Here is a 12,620-nt window from a genome sequence, read left to right as displayed (position 1 = left end):
GCTGCCGGGCGCGCTGCCGGGCGTGCTGCCGGGGGCGCTGTCGGGGGGCGCCCCTACCGTCCGCCCCATGCCCGCCGCACCACCCGTCGCACCGGCCGCCGCCCCACCCGTCGCACCGCCCTGCGCACCGGCCGCCGCCTCCCCGGGGCCCTCGGCGCCGCGCCCCCTGCGCTCCCCCGTGCAGACGTCGCTGGACGACCTCGGCACCCCGCTGCACGACGTCACCTTCGTCGTCGTCGACCTCGAGACGACCGGGGGCTCGGCGCGCACGTGCGCCATCACGGAGATCGGCGCGGTCAAGGTCCGCGGCGGCGAGGTCCTCGGCGAGCTGTCCACGCTCGTCGACCCGGGCGGTCCCGTGCCGCCGCTCATCACCGTCCTCACGGGCATCACCGACGCCATGGTCGCCGCGGCCCCGCCGGTCGACCAGGTGCTCGCCGCCTTCTGGGAGTTCGTGGGCGACGCCGTCCTCGTCGCCCACAACGCGCCCTTCGACACGGGGTTCCTCCGGGCGGCCGGGGCCCGCTCGGGCCGGCCGTGGCCCGGCAACGAGGTCGTCTGCACGGTGAGCCTCTCGAGGGCCGTCCTGGGGCGCGACGAGGTGCGCGACCACAAGCTCGGCACGCTCGCGGCGCACCTCGGCTCCGCCACCACGCCCACCCACCGGGCGCTGGACGACGCCCGCGCCACGGTCGACGTCCTCCACGCCCTCCTCGGGCGGCTCGGCGGCGTGGGCGTGCGCACCCTGGAGGACCTGCGCGACCAGCTGCGCGCGGGCGCCCGCCTGCAGCCGGCCCGCCGCTCGCGGCGCCACCTCGCGGAGGGGCTCCCCTCGGCGCCCGGGGTGTACCTCTTCCTCGACGGCCTCGGCGAGGTCCTCTACGTCGGCACCTCGCGCGACATCCGGCGCCGCGTGCGCTCCTACTTCACCGCCGGCGAGACGCGCGCCCGCATGGACCAGATGGTGGCCCGCGCCGCCCGCGTCGTCCCGGTCGTCTGCCCCACGCCGCTCGAGGCGGCGGTCCGCGAGCTGCGGCTCATCGCCGAGCACCGACCGGCCTACAACCGGCGGTCCACGCGGCCCGAGCGCGGCCGGTGGCTCAAGCTCACCGACGAGGCATTCCCCCGCCTGTCGGTGGTGCGCCGGGTCGCCGACGACGGCGCCGCCTACCTCGGCCCCGTGCGCAGCGCCCGCGCCGCCGAGCTCGCCGTCGAGGCGCTGCACGAGGCGCACCCGCTGCGCCGCTGCACCGCCCGCCTGCCCGCACGCCCGGCGCCCGGGGCCAGCGCCTGCGCGCTCGCGGACCTGGGCCGCTGCGGCGCCCCCTGCACGGGGGCGCAGGGGCGCGAGGAGTACGCGCGCGTCGTCGCACGGGTCCGCGCCGCGATGGACGGCGACGCCCGCGCGGTCGCCGGCGCGGGCCTGCGCCGCGCCGCCGAGGCCGCGGCCGACGAGCGCTTCGAGGAGGCGTCGACCCACCGCGACCGCCTGCTCGCCTACCTCGCGGCCTCCGGCGCCCGGGCGCGGCTCGAGCCCCTCGCCGCGGCGCCCGAGCTCGTGGCCGCCCGTCGCCGCCCCGCCGACGCGGGCGGCGGCTGGGAGGTCGTGCTCGTCCGGCACGGGCGGCTCGCCGGCACCGCGGTCGCCCCCGCGGGCACCGACCCCATGCCGGTCGTGGCCTCCCTGCGGGCGGCCGGCGAGGTGGTCGAGCCGCCGGCCCTCCCCGCGCCCGCCGCCCTCGTCGACGAGACGGAGCTCGTGGCCCGGTGGCTGGAGCAGGACGGCGTGCGCCTCGTGGAGCTCGAGGGCACCTGGGCCAGCCCGCTGCACGGGGCGGCCGGGCTCGTGCAGCGACTGCGGCTGCCCGCGTCGACGGACGAGGTCGACCACCTCCTCGACGACGCCCCCGCCCCCACCACGTGGGCGGCCGTCGACGCCGGCGCGCTCGACGACCCTGAACCTCTGGTCGAGGTCGAAACCGGTTGAGCCTCGCGTCCGGCGGCGACACCGCCCTGCTGGCACCGTGACGCGCCGGTGCCCGGCGGACGGAGCAGGCTGGGCGCCGGCGTCCCCGCCGTCCCGTCCGCCGAGGGGCCGGCGCGGGGCCGCCCCCGACCACCGCCGACGGCCCACCGGGCCGCCGCCGGCACCGACCGCGACCCCTGGAGCGCCCGTGATCACCGCCATCGTCCTCGTCGACACCGCCGCCGACCGCATCCCCGAGGCGGCGGCCGAGATCGCCGAGCTCCCCGACGTCACGGAGGTCTACTCCGTCACGGGCGACGTCGACCTCGTCGTCGTCGTGCGCGCGCGCCGCCACGAGGACCTCGCGGACGCCATCGCCGACCGCATCAGCAAGGTGCCCGGCGTCGTGCGGACGCGGACGAACATCGCCTTCCGCACCTACTCCCGCCACGACCTCGAGCAGGCCTTCGACCTCGGCCTCGACGGGTAGCGCCCCGCGCCGCCGTCAGGAGCGGGACGCGAGCACCCAGCGCTCGAGGAGGTCGGCCGCCGCGCCGGAGTCCACGGCCGCCGCCGCGCGCTCGAGCCCCGCGGCGAGCCGGGCGCGCAGGTCGCCGCCCCCGCCCTCGGCGGCCACGAGGGCCGCCGCCGCGTTGAGGAGCACGGCGTCGCGCACGGGACCGCGCCGACCGGCCAGGAGGTCGCGCACGACGGCGGCGTTCTCGGCGGGCCCGCCCCCGCGGAGGTCCTCCGGCCGGGCCCGGTCCAGGCCGAGGTCGACGGCGTCCACCTGCTCGTGGACGACCTCGTGGGCGCCCGCCGCGTCGTCGCCGCCCCGGCGGGCCCACCACACCGAGGACGGCGCCGTCGTCGTCAGCTCGTCCAGCCCGTCGCCGCCGCGCACGACGAGGGCGTCGCAGCCCCGGCCCGCGAGGACCCCGGCCACGAGCGGCGCCATCCGCGCGTCGGCGACGCCGACGGCGCCGGCGGCCGGGCGCGCGGGGTTGGTGAGGGGCCCGAGGAGGTTGAAGGCCGTCGGGACGCCCAGCTCGCGGCGGACGGGAGCCGCGTGGCGCATGGAGGGGTGGAAGACGGGGGCGAAGCAGAAGGTGATGCCGACCTCGACCGCGAGCTCGCCGACGCGCGCCGGCGGCACGTCGAGGGCGACGCCGAGCTCCTCCAGGACGTCCGCCGTCCCGCAGGCCGAGGACGCCGCGCGGTTGCCGTGCTTGACGACGCGCTCGCCGGCGCCCGCGGCGACGAGCGCCGCCATCGTGGAGAGGTTGACCGTGCTCGCGAGGTCGCCGCCGGTGCCGACGACGTCGAGGCAGCGCCCCGGCACGCTCAGGGGCACGGCGGCCGCCAGCATCGCGTCGGCCAGGCCCGTGAGCTCCGCGACCGACTCGCCCTTGGCGCGCAGGGCCACGAGGAAGCCCGCCAGCGGGACGCCGGGCGCGGAGCCGGACATGACCTCGCCCATGGCCCAGGCGGTGTCGCGGGCGGACAGGTCCTCGCCGCCGAGCAGGCGGGCGGTCAGGTCGCGCCACGCGGGCGTACCGGTGTCGGGGTCCACGTCGTCCTCGCCGCCGTCCGGGCAGGTGGTCCGGCCCCCCGCAGCGAGGCCGGGGCGGGCCCCCGGGAGGGGCCGCACCGCGGGGCCGAGCCTAGCCGCGGGGCACCGGCGCGCCGACACGCGCGCACCCCCCGCGTGCCGCGCACCGGCGTCGTCCATACTCACTCCCGTGAGCAGCGAGACCGCAGTCCCCACGGCCGTGGGCCACGCGACCGTCAACCGGCCGAACATGACCTCGGTCGGCACGATCGTGTGGCTGTCCAGCGAGCTGATGTTCTTCGCCGGGCTCTTCGCCATGTACTTCACGATCCGCGCCGCCGCCCCGGGCCTGTGGGCGGAGGACGCCCCCCTGCTGGACGGGCAGTTCGCCGCCATCAACACGGGGATCCTCGTGTCGAGCTCGGTCACCTGCCAGCTGGGCGTCTTCGCCGCCGAGCGCTTCCAGCCGCACCGCCTCGGCGGGCACCTCAACGTCGCCCGCTGGGGCATGGTCGAGTGGTACGTCGTCACCTTCGTGATGGGGTCGATGTTCATCGCCGGCCAGGTGTGGGAGTACGCGACCCTCGTCAGCGAGGGCATCACCATCTCGAGCTCGGCCTACGGCTCGGTCTTCTACCTGGCGACCGGCTTCCACGGGCTCCACGTGACGGGCGGCCTCATCGCCTTCTGCGTGATCATCGCCCGGGCCTTCGCCGCCCGCCGCTTCGGCCACCACGAGGCCACCGCCGCCATCGTGACGTCGTACTACTGGCACTTCGTCGACGTCGTCTGGGTCGGCCTCTTCTTCGTCATCTACATCATCCGGTGAGCGCCGTGGCACCGAAGACGCAGCAGAGGTCGACGCGGACCGCTTCGACGACGCACCATCGGGCCACCGGCACGACGGCCCCGCATCGCACCCCGAGCGTGAGGAAGCCCCAGACGTGAGAACCCTCGCCGCCCGCCGGCGCCACCCCGCCGCCACGGCGCTGCTGCTGCTCATGGCGCTGCTGGTGACGGGCGCCGCCTACACCGCCCTGGCGCCGGACCGCGCGGACGCCACCGCCGCCCCCACCGTCGAGGGCGCCACCGGCGACGTCGACCGGGGGCAGGAGCTCTTCCTGGCCAACTGCGCGACGTGCCACGGCCTGCAGGCCCAGGGCGGGACCGCCGGCCCGAGCCTCATCGGCGTCGGCGCCGCCGCCGTGGACTTCCAGGTCGCCACGGGTCGCATGCCGCTGGCCCAGCAGGCGCCCCAGGCGCCGCAGAAGCCGCGGGTGTTCAGCGACCAGGACGTCGCCGACCTCGCCGCCTACGTCGCGTCCTTCGCCCCCGGCCCGGCCATCCCCGAGCCCGGCCAGGTCGAGGTCCTCGACGACCCGGAGGACATCGCCGCCGGTGGCGAGCTCTTCCGCATCAACTGCGCCATGTGCCACAACGTCGTCGGCGCGGGGGGCGCGCTGACCCAGGGCAAGTACGCCCCGAGCCTCGAGGGCGTCGAGGGCCGCCACATCTACGAGGCGATGCAGACCGGCCCGCAGTCCATGCCGGTCTTCAACGACGACAACATCACACCCGAGGAGAAGCAGCAGATCATCAGCTACCTGGACAACGTCCAGTCCACCCCGTCCCCCGGTGGCTGGTCGCTCGGCTCCATCGGCCCCGTCACCGAGGGCCTGTTCGTCTGGGTGGGCGCGATGGTCCTCCTCATCGGCTGCGCGGTCTGGCTGGGGGCGAAGTCCTCGTGAGCGACATCCAGCTCCCCAACTCGGGGAAGTCCCCGGCGGACGAGCCGGACGCCGGTCGCACCCCGGTCCGGTTCCGCAACCCCGGCCTCCCGGCGCACCGCCACCGCCAGGCCGACGTCGATCCGCGCGCCGCCAAGCGCGCCGAGCGCCAGGTGCTCGCGATGCTGGGCCTGTCGGCGGTGGGCTCGATCTTCTTCATCGTCGCCTACTTCGCCTTCCCGCTCGACGGCACCTTCGCGACGCTGCAGGTCAGCAACATCTCGCTCGGGCTCGGGCTCGGCGCGGGCATCTTCTTCATCGGCACGGCGGCGGTGCACCTCGCCAAGACGCTCATGCCCGACACGGAGATGTTCGACGAGCGCCACCCCCAGCGCGGCACCGAGGCAGAGCGCACCGATGCGGCCGCGATCATGGTGCAGGGCGGCCAGGAGTCCGGCCTCGGGCGCCGGCCCTTCATCCTCGGCGGCCTCGTGGGCGCCGCGGCGCTGGCCCCGCTCCCGGCCGTCGTCCTCCTCCGCGACCTCGGTCCGGCCCCCGGCGGCGCGCTGGCGCACACCCTCTGGGACGAGGGCGTCCGGCTCGCCCTCGACCCCTCGGCCGAGCCGATCCTCGCCTCCGACGTCACCATCGGGTCCGTCTTCCACGTCATCCCGGAGAACCTCTACGAGAGCGACCACTTCCTCGACGAGAAGGCCAAGGCCGCAGTCCTCCTCATGCGCGTCGACCCGGACGTCGTCGACGTCCGCGAGGACCGCGCCGGCTGGGACGTCGACGGCATCTACGCCTACTCGAAGATCTGCACCCACGTCGGCTGCCCCGTCGCCCTGTACGAGCAGCAGACGCACCACCTCCTCTGCCCCTGCCACCAGTCCACGTTCGACCTGACGCAGCACTGCAAGGTCATCTTCGGACCGGCCAAGCGCGCCCTGCCCCAGCTCCCGATCTCGGTGGACGACGAGGGCTATCTCGTGGCGCAGAGCGACTTCCTCGAACCCCCCGGACCGAGCTACTGGGAGCGCGGATGAGCACCACCGGCACCAACGCGTACACGCCCACCAGCCGCACCGCCCGCCTGTCCGCCGGCGCAGCTGACTACCTCGACGAGCGCATCGGCGCCGCCCGTCTCGTCAAGGGCTTCGCCCGCAAGGTCTTCCCGGACCACTGGTCCTTCATGCTGGGCGAGGTCGCCCTCTACAGCTTCGTCATCCTGCTCATCTCCGGCACGTTCCTCACGCTCTTCTACGTGCCGAGCATGACGCTGGTGGAGTACGAGGGCTCTTACGCGCCGATGTACGGCGTGACGATGTCGGAGGCGTACGCCTCCTCGCTCAACCTGTCCTTCGACATCCGCGGCGGCCTGCTCATGCGGCAGGTGCACCACTGGTCGGCCCTGATCTTCGTCGCCGCCATCGTCGTGCACATGCTCCGCGTCTTCTTCACGGGCGCCTTCCGCAAGCCCCGCGAGTTCAACTGGGTGCTCGGCGTCATCCTGGCCGTGCTGGCCCTGGCCGAGGGCTTCACCGGATACTCGCTGCCCGACGACCTGCTCTCCGGCAACGGCCTGCGGATCATCGAGGGCGTCATCCTCGCCATCCCGGTGGTGGGGACGTACATCGTCTTCTTCCTCTTCGGCGGCGAGTTCCCCGGCGAGTCGATCATCCCCCGGCTCTACATCCTCCACGTCTTCGTCCTGCCGGGGCTGATCCTGGCGGTCATCGCGCTGCACCTGGCGCTGGTCGTGGCGCACAAGCACACGCAGTACCCGGGCCCGGGCCGCACGAACGACAACGTCGTGGGCTTCCCGCTGCTGCCGGTCTACGCGGCGAAGGCCGGCGGCTTCTTCTTCATCGTCTTCGGCGTCATCATCCTCATCTCGGGGCTGGTGTCGATCAACGCGATCTGGAACTACGGCCCCTACGACCCGTCACCCATCTCGGCGGGCACGCAGCCGGACTGGTACATCGGCTTCGTCGACGGGCTGCTGCGCCTGATGCCGGGCCAGCCGGAGTTCACGATCGCCGGGTTCACGCTCTCGTTGAACGTCTTCCTGCCGTCCCTGGTCGTGCCGGGCCTCATGGTGGTGGCGCTCCTCGCCTACCCGTTCCTCGAGCAGTGGGTGACCGGCGACAAGCGTGAGCACCACCTCCTCGACCGCCCCCGCAACGCCCCGGTCCGCACCGGTATCGGCGTCATGGCGATCGTGTCGTACTGCGTCATGTGGGCCGCTGCCGGCAACGACCTCATGGCCATCGCCTTCGGCCTGTCGATCAACGACCTCACCTGGCTCCTGCGGTTCGCCTTCTTCGTCCTGCCCCCGGTGGCGTTCGTGGTGACGAAGCGCATCTGCCTGTCCCTGCAGCGCAAGGACCGTGAGCTGGCCCTCCACGGGCACGAGACCGGCCGGGTCGTCCGCACCGCGGACGGCGAGTACTTCGAGGTGCACGAGCCGCTCAGCGAGACCGAGCGCTGGGTGCTCGTCCAGCACGAGGCGTACCGCCCCCTGGCCATCCCGCCGAAGAAGCACGAGGACGGCCGCAAGGTGCCCGCCCACGAGCGCCTGCGCGCCAACCTCTCGAACTTCTTCTTCGAGGACCGCGTCGAGCCGGTCACGCCGCGCGAGCTCGAGGCAGCTCGCCACCACGGCGACCACGAGGCCATCGAGCAGCCGGAGGGCCGCGAGGCCGAGCGGCGCGAGCTGGGCTCCAGCGTCTGACCCCTACCCGGGTCTGAGCGACACCGACCCACGGCGACGAGAGCGCCCCTCCTCTGCGGGAGGGGCGCTCTCGTCGTCTCCGGCGTCGCCGGTGGGCTCCCGGGGCCGGACGAGGACGGCCACCTCCTCGTCGCGTCTCCTCCGCCGTCCGACCCGGCGTCCCCGACCCGGCGTCCCGACCCGGCGTCGGTCGGGCTGGGCGTGGCACCACGTCGACACAGGACGTCCGCGCTCCACGCTCGTGCCGAGGCCCCAGGTCCCTCGACGTCGTGGGTGGCCCCCGCCGGCCACCACGCGGCCGTGCTGCGGGGCAGGAAGAGGGAGGGCCGGACACGCCCACGACGTGCGCACGCACGGCCCAGACGGGACCGGGGACGACGGGGACGGGGACGGGGACGGCGGCTCGTGCCCCCATGAGGCGCTCCGCTGCCCGCGGACGGGCAGGGTCAGGACGGTGCGCGCGCCGGCTCACCGGTCCTCCACGTCGGGCGACTGCTTCCGACCGGCGGTGCGCCGGGTCCGGCGGGGGTCCTCGCTGCTCCTCAGGGGGTCCTGGCGTCCAGCGCCCCTCCACCCCACGCCGATGCCCGTACCGCGCTCCGCGCGGCGGCCCGGGGGTCGACCTGGCGCCGAGCGCGTCCGAGGCGTCCTGCGGGCACACGCGACGGCGTCTGACGCTGCCCTCACGCCCGCGGCGCGATGGCCGACAGCCGCTCAGCGGCGCGCAGGACGGGTGCTCAGGGCCGGAGGTGGACGCAGAGCCGGCGGGCTTTCGGCGTCCCTCCCGTTTCAGCGCCGTCGCTGGCTCCCCACCGCACCTCCCGGGACCGCGGGCGCTGCGCGGCACCGGCTGTGACGGCCTGAGGCCCATCGGTCCTCCCTGCGCACCGCAGTGGGACGCGGCCGGGCACACCGGGGCTGAGCTCAGCGAGACGGCGTCCGAGGGCGACCGAGGGGCCCCAGACGACGTGAGCGCGAGCCAGAGGGACGGGAGTGGGCACGGGAGGCCGGCACGGTGCCGCCGGAGACCCGTCACGGGGCCCGCCGATGCCGTCGACGGTGCCGTCCCCCCGGCCGGGGACGTCGTCACAGCGACCAGAGGGAGCACCACCGCCCTGCGGCCCGGGAGCGGTCCGCCGACGCACGCCGTCGGGCTACGGGTGGCTCCAGGTCAGGTCCCGCGGGGCGCCCCGCACCGGCGCCGGTGCGGACGGCTTCCCGACCGCTCCCCGGAGCTGCGCACTGCCGGCGGACCGTGTCGCCGCACGGGGCCGTGCGGTCGCCGGTGCCCGACGACGAGGTCTCCGGTGAGCCGGGCAGCGAGCTGCGCGCCCCACCCGACCGCGAGACCGGTGACCGCCGCTGGGGACAGCCGTCGCGACGACGACGGCGCCCCACCGCAGGTGCGGTGGGGCGCCGTCGTCGATCCCGAGCGCGATCGGGGCGGCCGTACCGGGTCAGTGGGCGAAGCGACCGCGGTAGTGCTCGAAGGCGAAGCCGACGAGGGAGAGCGCGGCCATGGCGGCTCCGATGTACGCCACCCACCAGGCCACGGCCACGCCGAAGAAGATGACGAACGCCGACAGGGCCAGCGGCAGGGGCCACCAGGACCAGGGGCTGAAGAAGCCCTGGTCGCCGGCCGCCTCGCTGATGTGCGCCTGCGGGTCGTCCTCCGGACGGGGGTCGATGCGCCGGGCGGTCAGCCAGAGGTAGCCGCCGACCATGGCGGCGAGACCGCCGGTGAGGAAGAGCCCCGTCGTGCCGACGGCCTCCCACCGCGACCACAGGCCGTAGATGATCCCGACCGGGACGAAGACGAAGACGCCGCTGAAGAAGAGCTTGGTCTCGATGCTCATGCGTTGTTCTTCCCCTTCGGCTCACCGGCGAGGTCGGCCTCGCCGTACAGGCGGTCGAGGGTGGTGCGGTCGGGCGTCGTCGCCGTGGCCGCGGCGACCTCCGGGTGGTGGAGGTCGAACGCCGGCGACTCCGAGCGGATCCGGGGGATGGCGACGAAGTTGTGCCGCGGGGGCGGGCACGAGGTGGCCCACTCGAGCGAACGGGCGTAGCCCCAGGGGTCGTCGACGACGACGCGGGGCGCGGTCCGCCACGTCTTGTAGACGTTGTAGGCGAACGGCAGCATCGAGGCACCGAGGATGAACGAGAAGATCGTCGACACCTGGTTCATGCCGGTGAAGCCGTCGGTCGCCAGGTAGTCGGCGTAGCGGCGCGGCATCCCGATGACCCCCAGCCAGTGCTGGATGAGGAAGGTGCCGTGGAAGCCGACGAAGAGCAGCCAGAAGTGGATCTTGCCGAGCTTCTCGTCGAGCATCGTCCCGGTGAACTTGGGCCACCAGAAGTAGAAGCCGGCGAACATCGCGAAGACGACGGTGCCGAAGACGACGTAGTGGAAGTGCGCCACCACGAAGTAGCTGTCGGACAGGTGGAAGGTCAGCGGCGGGCTGGACAGGATGACGCCCGTCAGGCCGCCGAAGAGGAAGGTCACGAGGAAGCCGATCGACCACAGCATCGGCGTCTCGAAGGTGATGGACCCGCGCCACATGGTGCCGATCCAGTTGAAGAACTTCACGCCGGTGGGCACCGCGATGAGCATCGTCATGAAGGCGAAGAAGGGCAGCAGCACCGCACCGGTGACGTACATGTGGTGGGCCCACACGGTGACGGACAGGCCGGCGATGGAGATCGTCGCGAAGACGAGGCCCTTGTACCCGAAGATCGGCTTGCGGCTGAAGACCGGGAAGATCTCCGTGACGATCCCGAAGAAGGGCAGCGCGATGATGTAGACCTCGGGGTGCCCGAAGAACCAGAACAGGTGCTGCCAGAGGATGGCGCCGCCGTTCTCGGCCTCGAAGACCTGCGCGCCCAGCCGGCGGTCGGCGCCCAGCGCCAGCAGCGCCGAGGCCAGGGGCGGGAACGCCATGATGACGAGCACCGACGTCAGCAGGATGTTCCAGGTGAACAGCGGCATCCGGAACATCGTCATGCCGGGGGCGCGCATGCAGATGATGGTGGTGATGAAGTTGACGCCACCGAGGATGGTGCCGAAGCCCTGGAGCGCGAGGCCGAAGACCCACAGGTCCCCGCCGACGCCGGGTGAGTACACCTGACTGCTCAAGGGTGCGTAGGCGAACCAGCCGAAGGAGGCCGCGCCGCCCGGCACGAAGAAGCCGAGGAAGACCATGAAGCCGCCGAAGGCGAAGAGCCAGAAGGCGAACATGTTGAGGCGCGGGAAGGCGACGTCGGGGGCCCCGAGCTGCAGCGGGACGATGACGTTGCCGAAGCCGATGAACAGCGGCGTGGCGAACATCAGCAGCATGATCGTGCCGTGCATCGTGAAGAGCTGGTTGTACTGCTCCTTGTTCTGCACGATCTGGATGCCCGGCTCGAAGAGCTCGGCGCGGATGATCAGCGCCATGACCCCCGCCACCAGGAACCAGAAGAACGAGGTCACCAGGTACAGGTAGCCGATGGTCTTGTGGTCGGTGGAGGTGATCCAGGACACGACCGCGCGGCCGAGCGTGCGCTCGGAGACCCGGCCCAGCGACTGGCGGGTGCTGGTGGTCGTGGCCTCCCCCGCACCGGCCGCCTCGTAGTAGGTGGTCATCGCTCGCCCTCCGCGGCGTCGACGGGCTCGACCGAGCCGTCGGCAGTCGTCTTGTCCAGGTCGCTGCCGAGCTGGCCGGTCTGGCCCGCCGCCCGCAGCCGCTCCATCTGCGCGTCGAACTCGTCCTGCTCGACGACCGCGACGCGGAACAGCATCTCCGAGTGGTACTGCCCGCAGAGCTCGGCGCACTTGCCCTCGAACACGCCGGTCTGCTGCGGCGTCAGGGCGATGACGTTCTCCCGGCCCGGGATCATGTCCTTCTTGTAGAGGAAGCCCGGCACCCAGAACGAGTGGATGACGTCGCGCGAGGTGAGGGTGAACTCGACCGTCTGGTCGACGGGCAGGTACAGCGTCGGGATCTCGCTGATCGGGTTGCCCTGCTCGTCGAGGTCGACCTGCGTGGAGGTCTCGTAGACGTCCTCGTCCGCGTAGTTGAAGTCCCAGGCCCACTGCTTGCCGACGACGCCGATGTTGACGTCCGGGTTCTCCGGCAGCGCCTCGATCTCGGTCTGGTCCCGGTAGGTGTAGTAGAAGAGGACGCCCACCATCATGAGCGGGACGACCGTGTAGAGGATCTCCAGCGGCACGTTGTAGCGCAGCTGCGCCGGCAGGCCGACCTCGTCCTTGCGGCGGCGGTAGGCGACCACCACCCACAGCGTGAGGCCCCAGACGAGCACGCCGACGGCGAGCGCGGCGATCCAGGAGCCGTTCCACAGCGTGATGATGCGGCCGGTCTCGTCGGTGGTGTCCCGCGTGCTGGGGAGCCACCCGGTGGAGAGCTCCTGGGCGGAGCACCCCGCCGTGAGCAGGGCCGTCGCGGCGGTCCCGCCGAGCAGGGCGAGCGCCCTGCGGCGAGGGCTTTTCGTGGCGGTCGGGCGCACTGTCGGCCTTCCGGGTCCGTCGGCGCCGGGCCCTCGGGGCACGGCGACGAGCAGCGGGGTGTTGACGGCTCGAAGGCTACCCCCCGCCCCCCCGACGGGTGAGGCGGGCTCGCGCCCGCGGCGCGCCCCCGCCCCGCA

Annotated in this window: 10 protein-coding genes; 6 read left to right on the top strand and 4 right to left on the bottom strand. The window is 73.5% G+C overall.

Annotated elements, in window-relative coordinates:
- Nucleotides 1–67: 67 nt before the first annotated feature.
- Complete coding sequence (locus tag Q0789_RS07865; RefSeq protein ID WP_298803894.1) at nt 68–1,987, top strand: DEDD exonuclease domain-containing protein; 1,920 nt, start codon at nt 68–70, stop codon at nt 1,985–1,987.
- Between the two features lie 187 nt (nt 1,988–2,174).
- A complete protein-coding gene (locus Q0789_RS07860; protein WP_171202780.1) occupies nt 2,175–2,456 on the top strand; it encodes an Lrp/AsnC ligand binding domain-containing protein in 282 nt (93 codons plus the stop codon).
- 15 nt (nt 2,457–2,471) lie between these two features.
- Here the strand turns inward: Q0789_RS07860 and trpD are convergent, their stop codons facing one another.
- A complete protein-coding gene (gene trpD, locus Q0789_RS07855; RefSeq protein ID WP_298803891.1) occupies nt 2,472–3,539 on the bottom strand; it encodes an anthranilate phosphoribosyltransferase in 1,068 nt (355 codons plus the stop codon).
- Between the two features lie 169 nt (nt 3,540–3,708).
- On the opposite strand from trpD, the gene Q0789_RS07850 reads away from it, so the two are divergent.
- The 4 genes from Q0789_RS07850 (at nt 3,709) to Q0789_RS07835 (ending at nt 7,979) form a co-directional block, all read left to right on the top strand.
- The gene (locus tag Q0789_RS07850) at nt 3,709–4,347 is read left to right on the top strand and encodes a heme-copper oxidase subunit III (RefSeq protein ID WP_339570502.1); all 639 of its coding nucleotides are present in this window, start codon (nt 3,709–3,711) and stop codon (nt 4,345–4,347) included.
- A 115-nt stretch (nt 4,348–4,462) separates the two neighbouring features.
- Nucleotides 4,463–5,266: a cytochrome c gene (locus tag Q0789_RS07845; RefSeq protein ID WP_298803889.1), complete on the top strand. Its 804-nt coding sequence runs from the start codon at nt 4,463–4,465 to the stop codon at nt 5,264–5,266.
- Between the two features lie 5 nt (nt 5,267–5,271).
- The gene (locus Q0789_RS07840; RefSeq protein ID WP_363326111.1) at nt 5,272–6,291 is read left to right on the top strand and encodes a Rieske 2Fe-2S domain-containing protein; all 1,020 of its coding nucleotides are present in this window, start codon (nt 5,272–5,274) and stop codon (nt 6,289–6,291) included.
- Nucleotides 6,288–7,979 (top strand): cytochrome bc complex cytochrome b subunit, encoded by a 1,692-nt coding sequence (locus Q0789_RS07835; protein WP_298803885.1) that lies wholly within the window; start codon nt 6,288–6,290, stop codon nt 7,977–7,979. The genes Q0789_RS07840 and Q0789_RS07835 overlap by 4 nt, the downstream gene beginning before the upstream one ends.
- Nucleotides 7,980–9,436: 1,457 nt before the next feature.
- Here the strand turns inward: Q0789_RS07835 and Q0789_RS07830 are convergent.
- Genes Q0789_RS07830 through coxB form a run of 3 tightly spaced genes read right to left on the bottom strand, consistent with a single transcriptional unit; the run spans nt 9,437 to nt 12,482 of the window.
- Nucleotides 9,437–9,835 (bottom strand): cytochrome c oxidase subunit 4, encoded by a 399-nt coding sequence (locus Q0789_RS07830; RefSeq protein WP_298803883.1) that lies wholly within the window; start codon nt 9,833–9,835, stop codon nt 9,437–9,439.
- Nucleotides 9,832–11,601 (bottom strand): cytochrome c oxidase subunit I, encoded by a 1,770-nt coding sequence (ctaD, locus tag Q0789_RS07825; RefSeq protein ID WP_298803881.1) that lies wholly within the window; start codon nt 11,599–11,601, stop codon nt 9,832–9,834. Before ctaD ends, Q0789_RS07830 begins: the two co-directional genes overlap by 4 nt.
- On the bottom strand, nt 11,598–12,482 hold the full coding sequence (gene coxB / locus Q0789_RS07820; RefSeq protein ID WP_298803879.1) for a cytochrome c oxidase subunit II: 885 nt from the start codon (nt 12,480–12,482) through the stop codon (nt 11,598–11,600). Before coxB ends, ctaD begins: the two co-directional genes overlap by 4 nt.
- Nucleotides 12,483–12,620 lie beyond the last annotated feature (138 nt).

It is taken from the genome of uncultured Pseudokineococcus sp. (genome assembly GCF_947499845.1).
In the GTDB taxonomy this organism is placed as follows: domain Bacteria; phylum Actinomycetota; class Actinomycetes; order Actinomycetales; family Quadrisphaeraceae; genus Pseudokineococcus.
The sequence above is the reverse complement of the archived record's forward strand: the minus strand, read 5'-3'. Positions and strand labels throughout refer to the sequence as shown.